Here is a 15,571-nt window from a genome sequence, read left to right on the forward strand (position 1 = left end):
GTTAAGCCTCCCAGCGGCCGAGGATGCCGCACGGCAGCATCAGCTTCGACGCCGTAATCCGCAGGCCGATCTCGCCGCATGTGATCGTTCCGCCATGGCTCCGGCCGAGTGATAGCGCAAGTACGTTGTGGAGCACCGTGGCGGAGATGCCCGTCGTATACGAATTGATGAGAAAGAACAAAGGCTTGTCCGTCAAAATGCTCATGCACGTTTCCACAAACGGGTACAGGTTCGTCTCCAGCTTCCAGGTCTCGCCGTTCGGTCCGCGTCCGTACGATGGAGGGTCCATAATAATGGCATCATATTTGCTGCCGCGGCGCTGCTCGCGCTGGACGAATTTGAATACGTCGTCCGTAATGAAGCGCACCGGACGGTCCCCGAGACCGGACAGCTGCAGATTTTCTTTGGCCCACTGCACGACGCCCTTGGACGCATCGACATGGCATACCTCGGCGCCTGCCGAGGCGCAGGCGACGGAAGCGCCGCCGGTGTAAGCGAACAGATTCAGCACACGGATCGGCCGGCCGGCGCTGCGGATTTTATCCATCATCCAGCTCCAGTTGACGGCTTGCTCCGGGAACAGGCCGGTGTGCTTGAAGCCGGTCGGTTTAATATGAAACGACAGCCCGCGGTAAGAGATCGTCCAGCGCTCGGGAATATCCTTCCGGTATTCCCAGCTTCCGCCTCCGCTGGAGCTCCGGTGGTAATGGGCATCGGCTCCGCGCCATACGCCGGTCTCCTTGGGCAGCGGCCAAATAATTTGCGGATCGGGACGCCGCAGGACGATGCTGCCCCAGCGTTCCAGCTTCTCGCCGCCTCCGGTGTCGATCAGTTCGTAATCTTTCCAATCTTGTGCTGCAAACATAAGTAGCGACCATCCTTTAATTTGATTTCCAGTCTCAGCATTGCCCATTCGGCATCTTCAACATTTTACACGATTCCGGCGGACGAATCCAACGGGCGGACGCAAAAAACCGGAGACGCCCCGAAAGAGCGCTCCGGCTTGTGTGGAATGTGCGATTTTCCTACAGAATGGACTACTTCTGTTTAGGCAGGTCCAGCTTCTCGATGAGGCCCGGCAGCTCCTGATCTACGAACGTACCGTAGGCTTTGGTCATCGCGTCATTCTTCAGCTCGTCCTTCACTTCGTCAAAGGTTTGCGTGGAACGGGCTTCGACGCGCATGATGTGGTAGCCGTACTCCGTTTCGACCGGCTCGCTGATCTTGTTCAGCTCCAGCTCGACAGCCGCTTTCTTAAACGCTTCGGTCCAGTCCGTTACCGGCTGGTTCTCATACAGCCCGCCCGAATCTTTGGAGCCCGGGTCTTCGGTATACTGCTTGGCCAATGCGGCGAAATCCTCGCCGTTTTTCAGCTTCGCCGCAATTTCGAGCGCCAGCTTCTTGGCGTCGTCCTTCGAGCGCTCTTTGCCTGCGGAGTCCTCGAAGCCGATCAAAATATGCCGTACGGATGCTTTTACGAACTCGCCGTTTTTCGCTGCAATGGCCGCATCGTAGGCTTCTTTCAGCTTCGCGTCGGTCACTTGGGCGGAAAGCGCCTGGCCGGCGGCGATATAGAGGCCGAGATAGTCGCGGATATCCTGCTCGTTTAATCCTTCTTTGGCCAGCAAGGAGGTAAAGTCCTCGGTTTGCTGCCACTCGGACAAGTATTTTTTCATTTCTGTGTATTCTTTGTCGACTTCAGCAGGGAGGGCGGCTTTCTGCTCGGCGGTAATTCGTCCAGCCAATACTTTGTAGCCGATCATCAGCTTCAGGAAATCCTCGTCGACCTCTCCCGTATTGTTCAGCAAGCGCATGACCGCAGCGGACTTATTGAGCTCGCCCCATGTGATTTGCCCGCCCTTGTAGGTCGCGACGACGGCGTTCGGATCGCCTTTTTTGCCGACCCAGATCGTTCCGCTGTCTTCGTCCCAGCTTACTTCCTTGCCGAGCGCTTCGCTGACGAACCGGAGCGGCACGTAGGTGGTGCCGTTATAGATGAAACCTTGCCCCTGCTCGGCGGTCGGTTTTTTCTCCACACCGTCGAACATATATTTGAGCTGCTTAAAATATACCTCAATTTGAGTGCCGCTCGCATAGGCGACCGACCCCGTCAGCATGACGCCCAGCGATAGGCCCAGCGCCAAACCTTTCAGCTTGTCATTCATACGTTAATCCATCCTCTCCCTTGTGGTGTGCTTACTACTTCCACAAAGGGGAGCAAAATCCTTTTTTTCATCTTTTTTTCGGGTCGCCGCCGTTTTTGCCAAATTCTGAATTCATGAAGAATTTGCACTTTTCAGAAAGGAATTTATTCAAGCGCGTAGTATTTGTGTAAGTAGAGACAGAAACAATCGTCAAAAAGGGGGATGAACGGAACGTGATGAGCTTGATCCCCGGTCCGGAGGACTTGTATCTGTTCCATGAAGGCAATTTATTCCGAAGCTACCGGATGCTTGGCGCCCATCTGGCCGAGTCGGAGGGGGAACGCGGCGTCCGCTTCGCCGTCTGGGCCCCTCACGCCCGCGAGGTCCGGGTGGTCGGCGACTTCAATTGCTGGGACGGCTCGGGTCATACGATGCAAAAGGTCAGTACCTGGGGCGTCTGGTCGCTGTTCGTGCCCGGCGTCCGGGAAGGAGAGTATTACAAATACGAAATCGTCACCTCTGCCGGAACGCTGCTGTATAAAGCCGATCCGTATGCGTTCTGGTCCGAGCTCAAGCCGGGAACGGCTTCGCGTATCTGCTCTCTGGACGGCTACGAATGGACCGACCAGGAATGGCAGGCGCGCAAAGCGTCCCAATCCGTTTACCGCTCCCCGTTAAACATCTATGAAGTGCATCTGGGTACCTGGAAAAAAAAGCCTGACGGCGCCTGCTATTCCTACCGCGAACTCGCAAGCGAACTGGTCGATTACGTGAAAGAGATGGGGTATACCCATATCGAGCTGCTTCCGCTTGCCGAACATCCTTACGACCGGTCCTGGGGCTACCAGGCCACCGGCTATTATTCGGTCACCAGCCGCTTCGGCACGCCGAAAGATTTCATGTATTTCGTCGACTGCTGCCACCGGGCAGGGATCGGCGTCATTATGGACTGGGTGCCGGGCCATTTCGTCAAAGACGAGCACGGTCTGCGGCAGTTCGACGGCCAGCCGCTCTATGAGCACAGCGATCCCGCCTTGGCCGAGAAGCCCGAATGGGGCACGCTCGCTTTCGATTTTTCCAAGCCGGAAGTCGTCAGCTTTCTGATCTCGAACGCGCTGTTCTGGATGGATATGTATCATATTGACGGATTGCGCGTCGATGCGGTCGCGAGCCTCCTTTATTTGAATTTCGGCAAGCCGCGCGACCAATGGATCAAGAACGTCAATGGGGGAGACGAGAATCTCGAGGCGATCGCTTTCCTGAAAAAATTGAACCGTACGGTATTCGCTTGTTATCCGGATGCGCTGATGATGGCCGAAGATTCGACCGCCTGGCCGCTTGTGACGGCGCCGGTGGACGACGGGGGCCTCGGGTTCAACTACAAGTGGAACATGGGCTGGATGAACGACATGCTGAAGTATATGGAGACAGACCCGTATTTCCGCCCCGGAAGTCACGGTCTGCTGACGTTCAGCTTCATGTACGCCTTCTCCGAGAATTATGTGCTGCCGCTGTCGCACGACGAAGTGGTGCACGGCAAAAAATCGCTGCTCAACAAAATGCCCGGCGATTATTGGCGGAAGTTCGCGAATTTGCGGGTGCTCTTCGGCTATATGATGGGCCATCCGGGCAAAAAGCTGCTGTTCATGGGCGGCGAATTCGGACAGTTCGACGAATGGAAGGATCTGGAGGATCTGGATTGGGAGATGCTCGGCTACGACAGCCACCGCAGCATGCACCGGTACGTCCGCGACCTGAACCGACTGTATCTGCGCGAACCGGCGCTATGGGAGCTGGACCATCAGCCGGAGGGGTTCGCCTGGATCGATCCCCACGACCAGCGCCAGAGCGTGACGACCTTTATGCGCAGCTCCGGCAACCCGGAGGACGTGCTGGTGATCGTCTGCAACTTTACGCCTGTGTATCATGCAAAGTACCGGATCGGCGTTCCGTTCGCCGGAGAGTACGTGGAGCTGTTCAACAGCGACGCAGGCGAATACGGCGGTTCCGGCAAGCTGAACGAGGGCAGGCTGCGGACGGAAGATGTCCCGTGGCACGACCGGCAAGACAGCCTGCATATTTCGCTGCCTCCGCTGGCAGCCGTCATCTTCAAGCCGGTTAAAATCAAACGCAAGCGTCCCAAAGCGACGACGAGGAAGGGGAAAGCCGATGCGTAAAAAAGAGTGTGTGGCGATGCTGCTGGCCGGCGGGGAAGGAAGGCGTTTAGGCGTCTTGACCAGCAAGCTGGCGAAGCCGGCGGTACATTTTGGCGGAAAATACCGGATCATCGATTTTACCCTCAGCAACTGCACGAACTCCGGCATCGATACGGTCGGCGTCCTGACACAGTACCAGCCGCTGGTGCTGAACACGTATATCGGAATCGGCTCGCCGTGGGATTTGGACCGCAAGAGCGGCGGCGTGACGGTGCTGCCTCCCTATATGGAGCAAAGCGGCGGCGATTGGTATAAGGGAACGGCCAACGCGATCTACCGCAACATTTCGTTCATCGAACAGTTTGACCCGGAGTACGTGCTGGTCATCTCCGGCGACCATATTTACAAAATGGATTACGACCGGATGCTCGATTTCCATAAAAGCAAAGGGGCCGACTGCACGATCGCCGTCATCGAAGTGAAGTGGGAGGAAGCAAGCCGCTTCGGCCTGATGAGCACGGATGACGGGAACCGGATTACCGAATTCGCCGAAAAGCCGAAGGAGCCGAAGAGCAACCTGGCTTCGATGGGCATTTATATATTCAATTGGCAGGCGCTCAAGGAATATTTGATCAAGGATGAAGCCGACCCCGAATCGAGCAAGGATTTCGGCAAAGACGTCATTCCGCTAATGCTGCGCGACGGGCGGCCGCTCTTTGCGTACCCGTTTGAAGGTTACTGGAAGGACGTCGGAACGATCCAGAGCTTGTGGGAGGCCAATATGGATCTGCTGGAGGATGAGCCCGAATTTAATCTGAACGACCGGGAGTGGCGCATTTATTCGGTCAATCCGTGCCAGCCCGGGCAGTACGTGGCTCCGACGGCGCAGGTACGGCGATCGCTGATCAATGAAGGCTGCTGCGTGTTCGGCGAAGTCGATCATTCCGTGCTGTTCTACGGCGTGCAGGTCGGCGAGGGCACGGTCATCCGGGATTCCGTCATTATGCCGAACGTGACGATCGGCAGCAACGTGAGCATCCATAAAGCGATTATTGGCGAAGGTACGGTCGTGGAAGATGGGTGCGTTATCGGTCAGCCGGAGGGGGACGGCGGCGGGGATATCGTGTTGATCGGCAGCAACGAGCGTATCGGCAGGACCACTAGTGCCTCTGGGAAAGGGTGAAGCCGCATGAAGCGAATGATGGGCGTAATCAATCTGGTCAACGAGCGGGACGATTTGGAGGAGCTGACCTACTCCCGGTGCGTCGCGTCGGTGCCGTTCGGCGCGAGGTACCGGCTGATCGATTTTGCACTGTCTAATATGGTAAATTCGGGCATTGAGAATGTCGCCGTATTCACACAGCATAAGTACCGGTCCCTGATGGACCATCTCGGGTCCGGAAAAGAATGGGACCTGGACCGCAAACGCGGCGGATTGTTTATCCTGCCCGCCGTTCTGCACGGGGACACCGGACTGGCGCGGGGCGACCTGTTCCAGTTCTACAGCCACCGCGATTACTTTTACCGCGGCCGGCAGGATTATGTGGTCATCTCGCGCAGCCATATCGTCTGCAATATCGACTACAACGCCGTGCTGGATTACCATTTGGAGAAGGGCGCCGATGTCACGGTCGTCTACAAAAAGTCGGACAACGACGAATGCGCCTCCTTCCGCCGGATGGCCGTGAAGGAAGACGGCAAAGTGACGCTGATCGAAGACCATTCGGGGCGGCTGCGCACCGACAACGTGTCGATGGAAATGTACGTTATGAGCAAAGAGCTGCTGCTCGATATGGTTGAATCTTGCCTCGCCCAAGGCTACGATCATCTCGTCCGCGACGGGATTATGAAGAATGTCGACAAGCTGGGCGTTTACGGCTACCTTCACGAAGGCCATACTGGCATAGTGAACACGATCCAAAGCTATTACAAGCACAGCATGCAGCTGCTCAATCCGAAACTATGGCGCGAGCTGTTCTTCCAGAAGAACCTGATTTATACGAAGGTCAAAGACGAACCGCCGGCGCGCTACGCCGAGAACGCCCATGCCCGCAACTCGCTGATCGCCAACGGCTGCATCATTGAAGGCAAGGTGGAGAACAGTATCTTGTTCCGCGGGGTCAAAATCCGTAAAGGCGCGTACGTCAAAAACAGCATCATTCTGCAAAACTGCGAGATCGAAGAAAATGTCATTATCGAAAATGCCATATTGGATAAAGACGTATTTATCAGCCGCGGCCGCGTGCTGACCGGCGATAAGCAGGCACCGTTTATCGCTTCGAAGACGAAGGTGATTTAATCGTGTAGATACCGGTGAAAAACAAGCGGAGCGGGCGGAATCATTCCGGAGAAGCGTCAGGCCAGGATGGAAGGAGGATCGGCCCGCTCCCGAAGCGCTCTGTTGATTCACCGGATTTTAAAAGGAGGGAGAGGAAGCCATGAAAGTGTTATTTGCCGCGTCAGAAGCCGTACCTTTTGTCAAAACGGGAGGACTTGCCGATGTCATCGGCTCGCTGCCCAAGGAGCTGGCGAAGCAGGGGATCGACGTCCGGGTCATCCTGCCCAAGTACGAGGACATTCCGGCACGTTTCACCGAACGGATGGAAACCGTCACTTCCTTTACTCTCCGGATGGGCTGGAGAAACTTGTACTGCGGCATTCAAAAGCTGGAGCACGAGGGAATTACGTTTTATTTTATCGACAACGAGTATTATTTTCGGCGCAAGGGCTGCTACGGCTACGGTGACGATGCGGAGCGGTTCGCTTTCTACTGCCGCGCGGTCCTTGACGCGCTGCCGCATATCGAGTATATGCCGGACCTGCTTCACTGCCACGACTGGCAGGCCGGCATGATTCCGGTGCTGTACAGGGCGCATTTCAGCCATCAGCCGTTGTACTCCCATCTCAAAACGATCGTTACGATTCATAACCTGAAATACCAGGGCGTCTTCGGCAAGGAGCAGTTCCAGGACTATTTTGCTCTGGGCGAGGAGCATCTGCACGGGTATGCGCTGGAGATGCACGGCGGAGCGAGCTTCCTGAAGGGCGGCTTGCTGTACTCGGATTATATTACGACCGTCAGCCCGACGTATGCGGAAGAAATCCAGACGCCGTATTACGGGGAGCTTCTCGACGGGCTGCTGCGGAGCCAAAGCGGCCGGCTGCAAGGCATTTTGAACGGAATCGATTACGAGGAATTCGATCCGATGACGGACCCGCATCTGGAGGTCAACTACCGAGATTCTTATGCGAAAAAGCAGGCGAACAAGCTGAAGCTGCAGGAGCGGCTGGGCTTGCCGGCCGACAAGGACGTGCCGTTGATCGCGCTGGTGACGCGTCTGGTCGACCAGAAAGGGCTTGCGCTTATTGACCGGGTGATCGCCGAGCTGATGGCGCTTGATGCGCAGTGGGTCGTGCTGGGGACCGGAGAGCCGCGGTTCGAGGACCTGTTCCGCTGGGCCGCTGGCGCGTTTCCGGACAAGCTGTCGGCGCAAATTTTATTCGACGAAGCGCTGGCCCGCCAAATTTATGCCGGGTCGGATCTGTTCTTGATGCCCTCGTTGTTCGAGCCGTGCGGGATTGGCCAGCTGATCGCGATGCGGTACCGCTCCGTCCCGATCGTCCGCGAAACCGGCGGGCTGCGGGATACCGTGATGCCCTATAACGAAACGACCGGGGAAGGGACCGGCTTCAGCTTTGCGAATTATAACGCCCATGACATGCTGTATACGATCGAACGCGCCGTCCGGTTATACCGGGAGCCGGAAGTGTGGACGAATCTGATGAACAACATCAAGAAAAAAGATTTCAGCTGGCGCAGATCAGCTCAGCAATATGCCGACTTGTACCGTCAATTGGCGGTTACATCCGACGTTGGGCAGTGAACAAACCAGCATCTTCCCGAATAGAGCGAAGGCCGGGCAGCACCTTGTGTGCGTACCCGGCCTTCCTCTTTTTTTAAATCAGGCACCGTCCGGGCCTTCTTCATAGTACATGGTCTCCCGGTTAAAGGAGCGGTTAATCGCCAGAAAGGCGTGCATCAGTTCGAACAGCTCGGCCTGGTTCAGCACCAGCGCCGGCCTGCCTTCCGATCCCGCCGTGTCCGAAACCTGAAGCAGGATCGACTTGTACGCCGGATTCATCCGAATCTCGAACTGATCTTTTTTAAGCACGCTTTCCCACATTGTCTCATCCAACCCTTCGCTATCGATGGTCGCTCCGCGATGGAACGCCGTTCCTACGATATGCGCCGCTGCGCGGATGTATTCCCGCTAGATTCTCAGTTCAGGTTTTATTCCCGCCGCGCCATCTAAAAAATAATTCTTGACGAAAACGAATAGACGAGTAAAATTTTTAGTATAGAATTATTTTAATCTGAATATTATTTCAAAGACTATTTTTTTACCCTAAAAGTTGCGCTAGGACAACAAATTTAGCCCGGGACATGAATGTTAGATGATGACATCATTTTTTGACTGGGGCATCTTGTTGCTGGACTATAGACGGATTGAGGTGTGGATCATGAACGAAGAACTGGGTGTACAAACAAGAATCGAACAAAGCCCGAGAGCAAAAAGAAAAGAGCGTAAGGAGAACGGCAGCGGCTGGAGATTGGAAAGAACACAGCATTCGCTGCCTGAAGTATACCGTTCCTTGAAAATCCCGACGAGCGGAAGCTGGATCAAAAAGTTTCTTGCCTTTGCCGGACCCGGTTATTTGGTCGCCGTAGGGTACATGGACCCGGGAAACTGGGCGACGGATATTGCCGGAGGCTCCTTGTTCGGTTACTCGCTGCTGTCGGTTATTCTGATCTCGAATCTGATGGCGATCCTGCTGCAGGCGCTTGCCGGGAAGCTCGGCATCGTCACCGGACGGGATCTCGCTCAAGCGTGCCGCGACCATTACAGCAAGCCGGTATCGATGATGCTGTGGGTGCTGTGCGAGCTGGCCATTGCGGCGTGCGATCTGGCCGAAGTGATCGGCTCCGCCATTGCGCTGCAGCTGCTGTTCGGCATCCCACTGCTGTACGGCGTCATGATCACCGTGCTGGACGTGCTTCTCGTGCTGCTGCTGCAAAACAAAGGCTTCCGCTACATCGAAACGTTGGTAATTGTGCTGATTGCGACGATCGGCGCCTGCTTCGCGGTCGAAATCTTTTTGTCCAAGCCGGACATCGGCGGCATTGCCCGCGGATTCGTTCCGACGGCGGAGATTGTGACCAATCCGGCGATGCTGTACATTGCCATCGGCATTTTGGGAGCAACCGTGATGCCGCATAACTTGTACCTTCATTCGTCGGTCGTTCAGACGCGGCAATTCGAGCAGACGACGGCCGGGAAGCGGCAGGCAATCAAATACGCCACTTGGGACTCGACCATCGCCTTATTTTTCGCGCTTTTCATTAATGCGGCCATTCTGATCTTATCGGCTGCGACCTTTCACCGGGCGGGCTTAACCGAAGTGGCGGAAATCAACGACGCCTATCAGCTGCTGACGCCGCTGCTGGGAACTGCCCTCGGAAGCATTTTGTTCGGCGTAGCGCTGCTGGCTTCCGGACAAAACTCGACGTTAACCGGGACGCTGGCCGGACAGATCGTCATGGAAGGCTTCCTCAACTTCCGGATGCCATCATGGCTGCGCCGCTTGATCACGCGGCTGATTGCGATCATCCCTGCCGTCATCGTCACGGCGATTGCGGGAGAGAGCGGGACGGCGAAGCTGCTCATTCTCAGCCAGGTGATCTTATCTTTCCAATTGTCGTTCGCCGTCATCCCGCTCGTGAAGTTTACGAGCGACAAGAAGAAAATGGGCGAGTTCGTTAACGCTCCATGGTTGACGGTCTTATCCTGGATCGTCGCGATCTTTATCGCCGTTTTGAACATTTACCTGCTCTACGAAACGTTCGCGGGCTGACCGCTTGGGAGTGGGAATTGGATGCTCTACATTACGCTCTAATTGGTTCTTTTATACCGGCATATTTTCCTGTATAGTGGAAAGAATAATGCAATTTTCGATGGCAGGAGCTGGAATAAAAGATGAGCAAGATTGTTTCTCTCAATGTGGGCAAGCCGCAATCCGTTTCGTTTGAGAAAAAGGAAGTGTCCACGGGCATATATAAGCATCCGGTTGCGGGCGAGGTGTTCCTCTCTTCCTTGAATTTCGACGGGGACGGGCAGGCGGATCTTGTGCATCACGGGGGTATTGATAAAGCGGTGTGCGTCTATCCTTACGAGCATTATGCTTATTGGTCCAAGCAGCTCGGAAGAGAGCTGCACTACGGCGCATTCGGAGAAAATCTGACGACGCAGGGCTTGCTGGAAGACGATCTCTGTATCGGGGATACGTTTCGGGTGGGCGGCGCGGTTCTGCAAGTCAGCCAGCCGCGGCAGCCTTGCTTCAAGCTGTCGGTCAAATACGGCGAGCCCAAGCTGCCGCTCTGGGTGCAGAACACCGGCTATACCGGCTATTACTTCCGGGTGCTGCAGGAAGGAAACGTTGCCGCAGGAGACGAGCTAATCTTGCTGGAGCGTCATCCGCACGGCAGAACGGTGGCGTTCGCCAACCGCATTATGCATCATGAGAAGCACAACGCAGAAGGAATGCGTGCCATGCTGGCCGTTGATCAATTGTCCGACAGCTGGCGCAAAACGTTCGAGAAACGGCTGGGCGGCATCCAAACCGATACAAAGGAACGGTTGACCGGCCAAGCCTAATAAACCGGAATCCGGCGGCTTCGGCTCCATGAAAAAAGGACGTGTCCACATATGATAAACAGCATGGGACACGTCCTTTTTTGCGATTCGGCTCACAGCCACGTCGTTTTATCCGCGAACGGCGTCCGCTTCGTCGGAGCAGCTTCGCCTTCGGGGTAGCCGACGCATAGCGTGGCTATGATTTTTTGCCCTTCCGTCGCGCCTACAAAGCGGCGAAGCCGTTCGTCCCGGACCAAGCCGACGCCCCGGGTTCTCCAAACCATCCCCAGGCCAAGCTCGCCGGCGGCCAGCCACATGGAATGGATGGCGCAGGCGACGGCATATTCGTTGTCCTCGGACGCTTCCGCGTCGCCCGGCACAATATCCGACGCGACAACGATAAGAAGCGGCGTGTTCCGGACCGCCGTCATGGAAGCCTCGATCAGCTCGGGCTTCGTAGGGAAGCGCTCCTGCAGGAAGGTAAGCGCCAGCTCAGTGTAGCGTTCCTTGGCCTCGCCACGCACCACATAGAAGTGCCACGGCTCTCGAAGCCGGTCGTTCGGCGCCGAAGTCGCGGCCTCCAGCAGCTGTTCGATCTTTTCCGTTTCGACTTCGCGGGCTTGAAAATTGCGCACGGCTCTACGGCGGCGCAGCGCTTCCGCAATCGTATGATTCATGAGTTCCGTTCCTCCCAACCGGTCCGATTAATGATAGAATGAATGATGATCAACGCTTATTGTATGCTTTTTCCGATAGGTTTTCAATCCGCAGCGTCCGCTCCCTACCCGGTTGCCTATGTCAAGGTCCAATGCTACAATGAGAGAACCATAAGGTCCGCTGGGCAGCAAAAAAGGTGGCTGGCAGGTTGAACATCTTCGGAAATTTATACTTCGTGCTTTCGTTTATCAACATCATGTTTGCGTTTGCCGTCATCTTCCTGGAGCGACGAAATATCGGAGTCACGTGGGCGTGGCTGATGGTCCTGCTGTTTTTGCCGGGGATCGGATTCGTCGCCTATTTGCTATTCGGGCAAAACCTCAGCAAGCGCAAAATTTATAAAGCGCAGGAAGCGCAGCTGCACAACATGGCGCTGCTGGTCGAGAAGCAGATTGAAGCGGTCGCTAGGCGCAGGATCGAATACCACGATCCGGTTATGGCCGATTACCACGACATGATCTATATGAATTTGCAGAACGGCTACGCCTTTTTTACGCAGGATAACCGGATCGATATTTTTACGGAAGGCAACCGCAAATTCGATTCGCTCTTCGAGACGATCGCCGGGGCGAAGCATCACATTCATCTAATGTATTACATCGTCCGGGACGACGGACTGGGCCGGAGGCTGATCGCCGCGCTCAGCGACAAGGCGAAGGAAGGCGTGGAGGTTCGTTTTTTATACGACGATATCGGCTGCGCGGGACTATCCAAGCATTTCTTCAAGCCGCTTCTGGCGGCGGGCGGGCAGGCATCCGCCTTTTTCCCGTCCCGCATTCCGTATGTGAACATGCGGCTGAACTTCCGGAATCACAGGAAGCTGGCGATTATCGACGGAACGTGCGGATACATCGGCGGCTTTAACGTCGGGGACGAATATCTGGGGCTGGACTCGCGGTTCGGCCCGTGGCGGGATACGCATCTGCGCATCGAAGGAAGCTCCGTCCTCCAGATGCAGGCGCAGTTCATTATGGACTGGAACCTGGCTTCGCGGATTAAGCTGAACCCGATCGAGGAGTATTTCCCGCTGCCGCCTCACGAAGGGGATGCCGGGGTGCAAATCTTGTCGAGCGGGCCCAATAACGACCGGGAGCAGATCAAGAACGCATATATCAAAGTGATCAACTCCGCCAAGGAGTCCGTTTATTTGCAGACGCCGTACTTCATTCCCGACGAAAGCCTGCTTAACGCGATAAAAATGGCTGCGTTATCCGGAGTCGACATCAAAATTATGCTTCCCGCCGTGCCGGATCATAAAATCGTGTATTGGGCGTCGTTCTCGTATTTGGGCGACCTGCTCGATGTCGGCGTCAAGTGTTATTTGTATCACCGGGGCTTCATTCATGCGAAGACGATTGTAGCGGACGGCAAGGTCGGTTCCGTCGGAACGGCGAACATCGATATCCGCAGCTTTAAGCTTAATTTTGAAGTCAATGCTCTGATATACGGGGGGAATACCGCGTCCAAGCTGAAAAAAATATTTGAGCACGATTTGAAGCACTGCACGGAATTGACGCTGGAGCGGTATTACAGCCGTCCGCGATTTCATCGAGCGCGCGAGTCGGTCACCCGGCTGCTGTCGCCGATTTTATAGCTTGTTTGATCGCATACGCCGCAACCTTGCGCCTTGTCTTCCGGACAGGCACAGGGTTGTTTTTTTATGGCGGGAACAGCTTCATGAAAAATTTTACGCTAAGCGCCTCCTGAGTTGTAGAAACTAACGATTATAATCAGCCTCCCTACTGGGGAAAACGCTTGGTAAAATTATAGTGGGTATAGCTTTCTGCAATTCATGAGAAATTTATTAAAGAGTTAGCCAGTAATGAAATTTTCTGTAAAAAATAGGGATGTACAATGAGGACATTACAGCCCGGATTCCATACGAAAGTTAAACAAAAATGAAATGGAGGAAACCCAAAAATGCCAAATTTCAGCTTTATTCCGTTTACCGTCGAATCTACGTTTACTGCCGCCAATGAAATTCCGGAAGGCGTGAAAATGATCCAAGCCCCGGAAATTTGGGAGGAGAGCAGGAAAGGAACAGGCGTCGTCGTGGCTGTGATTGACAGTGGCTGCGATGTGAACCATCCCGATTTGAAAGACCGGATTATCGGCAAGCAAAATTTTGCTCAGGGCGAAGGCGGCGTGGACGATGTGACGGATTACAGCGGCCATGGCACGCATGTAGCCGGAACGATAGCCGCAGCAGAAAACAATAACGGAGTACTGGGCGTGGCTCCCGGGGCAAAATTGCTTATTTTAAAAGTGATGAAACGTTTTCAGAGGAACGGTCAAACCGTCTTTGGCGCAACCAATGAAAGCATTGCACAAGCTTTGCGATACTGCGTGACATGGAGAGGCCCCAACAACGAACGGGTCCGGGTCGTCAATATGTCCTTGGGCGGACCGGAACATGACCCTGAATTGCATAAGGCGGTCCAAGAAGCGGTACTGAGTGACATCTTGGTTGTTTGCGCGGCAGGAAACGAAGGGGATTTTAACAGGGGAGGCGATTGCAGCCCCGTTGGGGATGAATTTAGCTACCCGGGCGCTTACCCGGAAGTGGTGTCGGTAGGGGCCATCGGTTTGGACGGGAAATTCCCATGCTTTCCGAATACAAATTTGGAAGTTGATGTCGTGGCGCCGGGAGTTAATATTTTGTCCACGTATACCAATCCCCCATACGCCAAGCTTAGCGGGACGTCGATGGCTTCGCCGCATGTGGCCGGGGCCGCGGCTCTGCTCATCAATTGGTGCGAGCAAAAATTCGGAAGGCCCTTTACGGAACCGGAAATTTATGCGCAGTTGATTAAAAGAACCGATGCGCTTGGGAATGACCCGAAGCTTGAAGGGAATGGTTTACTTATTTTGACCGGTAGATGCTCAGCTTCTTCTGAACGTTCCGGCCTGATTGAGACACGTGAACCGGTTTTATCACGTTAGAGCGGAGAATATTTTTATAATCATTGAATAAAATGAAGATTTGCTCCATAATGAATAGCGAAGCCCGTCGTACGCTTTGGCGTTGCGGTGGCGCGGCGCTATTTTTTTGTTTCGTAACTTGACGGAGGTGAAAAACATGGCTCAATCTGCTCCAACCGAGTTCGAATATTACTTGAACGAGACCGAGCAGCCGTTTGCCGGATGGGATTTTTCGCATCTTACCGGTACGGGAAGAATGCGGGAGTTTCCGCTTCGGTGGAATTATTACGTTCACGTCCGGGAACGGCTGCCCGTCGTGCGGTCGCTGCTTGACATGGGTACGGGCGGGGGAGAGTTCCTCGCTTCGCTTGCGCCGCTTCCGGCCGATACGGTGGCAACCGAAGGCTACGAGCCGAACATTCCGATTGCCGCGGCTCGGCTAAAGCCGCTTGGCGTACCTGTCGTGCCTGTGAAAGACGACGAGCGTCTTGCTTTGGAGGACGCCCGATTTGAATTGGTCATTAACCGTCACGAGTCGTACGCTCCGCAGGAAGTCGCCCGCATCCTGAAGCCGGGCGGAACGTTCCTTACGCAGCAGGTCGGCGGAGACAACGACTGTGAAATCAACGATTGGCTCGGCGCACCGCCGTTCGAGCTTGCCGATTGGCGTCTTGAAGTGGCGGCGGAAGGACTGGAGCGCGCCGGGCTGCGCATCGTATTCCGCGATGAGGAACGGACGAAGACCAGGTTTTACGATATCGGAGCCATCCTTTATTACCTTCAAGCAATCCCTTGGCAGATTCCGGATTTTTCCGTACGGAAGTATGAGGCCCCCTTGAGAGAAATACATGCCCATATCCGCAAACACGGTTATATCGATGTGACGTGCAGCCGGTTTATTTTGACGGCCGTCAAAGTCATGGCATGATTGGAATACCAT

13 protein-coding genes are annotated in these 15,571 nt (G+C 55.0%); 9 read left to right on the plus strand and 4 right to left on the minus strand.

What is annotated here, in order from left to right:
- Position 1: 1 nt before the first annotated feature.
- On the minus strand, positions 2-865 hold the full coding sequence (locus tag PEH01S_RS22765; protein ID WP_127488202.1) for a class I SAM-dependent methyltransferase: 864 nt from the start codon (positions 863-865) through the stop codon (positions 2-4).
- A 172-nt stretch (positions 866-1,037) separates the two neighbouring features.
- Positions 1,038-2,165: a peptidylprolyl isomerase gene (locus PEH01S_RS22770; protein WP_127488204.1), complete on the minus strand. Its 1,128-nt coding sequence runs from the start codon at positions 2,163-2,165 to the stop codon at positions 1,038-1,040.
- A 215-nt stretch (positions 2,166-2,380) separates the two neighbouring features.
- On the opposite strand from PEH01S_RS22770, the gene glgB reads away from it, so the two are divergent.
- From glgB to glgA, 4 genes are all read left to right on the plus strand, one after another.
- On the plus strand, positions 2,381-4,321 hold the full coding sequence (glgB, locus tag PEH01S_RS22775) for a 1,4-alpha-glucan branching protein GlgB (RefSeq protein WP_174807161.1): 1,941 nt from the start codon (positions 2,381-2,383) through the stop codon (positions 4,319-4,321).
- Complete coding sequence (locus PEH01S_RS22780; RefSeq protein WP_127488208.1) at positions 4,314-5,483, plus strand: glucose-1-phosphate adenylyltransferase; 1,170 nt, start codon at positions 4,314-4,316, stop codon at positions 5,481-5,483. Before glgB ends, PEH01S_RS22780 begins: the two co-directional genes overlap by 8 nt.
- 6 nt (positions 5,484-5,489) lie before the next feature.
- Complete coding sequence (gene glgD, locus PEH01S_RS22785) at positions 5,490-6,599, plus strand: glucose-1-phosphate adenylyltransferase subunit GlgD (RefSeq protein WP_025852250.1); 1,110 nt, start codon at positions 5,490-5,492, stop codon at positions 6,597-6,599.
- A gap of 139 nt (positions 6,600-6,738) precedes the next feature.
- Positions 6,739-8,184: a glycogen synthase GlgA gene (glgA, locus tag PEH01S_RS22790; RefSeq protein WP_127488211.1), complete on the plus strand. Its 1,446-nt coding sequence runs from the start codon at positions 6,739-6,741 to the stop codon at positions 8,182-8,184.
- A gap of 78 nt (positions 8,185-8,262) precedes the next feature.
- Here glgA and PEH01S_RS22795 read toward each other — a convergent pair whose 3' ends face one another.
- On the minus strand, positions 8,263-8,484 hold the full coding sequence (locus PEH01S_RS22795) for a hypothetical protein (RefSeq protein WP_051570582.1): 222 nt from the start codon (positions 8,482-8,484) through the stop codon (positions 8,263-8,265).
- Positions 8,485-8,911: 427 nt separating this feature from the next.
- On the opposite strand from PEH01S_RS22795, the gene PEH01S_RS22800 reads away from it, so the two are divergent.
- Positions 8,912-10,213 carry an Nramp family divalent metal transporter gene (locus PEH01S_RS22800; RefSeq protein WP_127488238.1) on the plus strand — a complete coding sequence of 434 codons (1,302 nt, stop codon included), beginning with the start codon at positions 8,912-8,914 and terminating at the stop codon, positions 10,211-10,213.
- A gap of 122 nt (positions 10,214-10,335) precedes the next feature.
- Positions 10,336-11,013 carry an MOSC domain-containing protein gene (locus PEH01S_RS22805; RefSeq protein WP_127488214.1) on the plus strand — a complete coding sequence of 226 codons (678 nt, stop codon included), beginning with the start codon at positions 10,336-10,338 and terminating at the stop codon, positions 11,011-11,013.
- 92 nt (positions 11,014-11,105) lie between these two features.
- Here the strand turns inward: PEH01S_RS22805 and PEH01S_RS22810 are convergent, their stop codons facing one another.
- On the minus strand, positions 11,106-11,669 hold the full coding sequence (locus tag PEH01S_RS22810) for a nitroreductase family protein (RefSeq protein ID WP_127488216.1): 564 nt from the start codon (positions 11,667-11,669) through the stop codon (positions 11,106-11,108).
- Between the two features lie 188 nt (positions 11,670-11,857).
- Here PEH01S_RS22810 and cls point away from each other — a divergent pair, with 188 nt between their 5' ends.
- The 3 genes from cls to PEH01S_RS22825 all read left to right on the plus strand — a co-directional run bounded on the left by cls (position 11,858) and on the right by PEH01S_RS22825 (position 15,559).
- Positions 11,858-13,303: a cardiolipin synthase gene (cls, locus tag PEH01S_RS22815; protein WP_127488218.1), complete on the plus strand. Its 1,446-nt coding sequence runs from the start codon at positions 11,858-11,860 to the stop codon at positions 13,301-13,303.
- 326 nt (positions 13,304-13,629) lie between these two features.
- Positions 13,630-14,652 (plus strand): S8 family peptidase, encoded by a 1,023-nt coding sequence (locus PEH01S_RS22820; RefSeq protein WP_025852262.1) that lies wholly within the window; start codon positions 13,630-13,632, stop codon positions 14,650-14,652.
- 136 nt (positions 14,653-14,788) lie between these two features.
- On the plus strand, positions 14,789-15,559 hold the full coding sequence (locus tag PEH01S_RS22825) for a class I SAM-dependent methyltransferase (protein ID WP_127488220.1): 771 nt from the start codon (positions 14,789-14,791) through the stop codon (positions 15,557-15,559).
- Positions 15,560-15,571 lie beyond the last annotated feature (12 nt).

Origin of the sequence: Paenibacillus ehimensis NBRC 15659 (assembly GCF_004000785.1) — a bacterium.
GTDB lineage: Bacteria > Bacillota > Bacilli > Paenibacillales > NBRC-103111 > Paenibacillus_G > Paenibacillus_G ehimensis.

Coding starts and splice junctions, on each gene's coding strand:
- PEH01S_RS22765 (WP_127488202.1), bottom strand. CDS start 865: ATGTTTGCAGCACAAGATTGGAAAGATTACGAACTGATCGACACCGGA.
- PEH01S_RS22770 (WP_127488204.1), bottom strand. CDS start 2,165: ATGAATGACAAGCTGAAAGGTTTGGCGCTGGGCCTATCGCTGGGCGTC.
- glgB (WP_174807161.1), top strand. CDS start 2,381: ATGAGCTTGATCCCCGGTCCGGAGGACTTGTATCTGTTCCATGAAGGC.
- PEH01S_RS22780 (WP_127488208.1), top strand. CDS start 4,314: ATGCGTAAAAAAGAGTGTGTGGCGATGCTGCTGGCCGGCGGGGAAGGA.
- glgD (WP_025852250.1), top strand. CDS start 5,490: ATGAAGCGAATGATGGGCGTAATCAATCTGGTCAACGAGCGGGACGAT.
- glgA (WP_127488211.1), top strand. CDS start 6,739: ATGAAAGTGTTATTTGCCGCGTCAGAAGCCGTACCTTTTGTCAAAACG.
- PEH01S_RS22795 (WP_051570582.1), bottom strand. CDS start 8,484: ATGTGGGAAAGCGTGCTTAAAAAAGATCAGTTCGAGATTCGGATGAAT.
- PEH01S_RS22805 (WP_127488214.1), top strand. CDS start 10,336: ATGAGCAAGATTGTTTCTCTCAATGTGGGCAAGCCGCAATCCGTTTCG.
- PEH01S_RS22810 (WP_127488216.1), bottom strand. CDS start 11,669: ATGAATCATACGATTGCGGAAGCGCTGCGCCGCCGTAGAGCCGTGCGC.
- PEH01S_RS22820 (WP_025852262.1), top strand. CDS start 13,630: ATGCCAAATTTCAGCTTTATTCCGTTTACCGTCGAATCTACGTTTACT.
- PEH01S_RS22825 (WP_127488220.1), top strand. CDS start 14,789: ATGGCTCAATCTGCTCCAACCGAGTTCGAATATTACTTGAACGAGACC.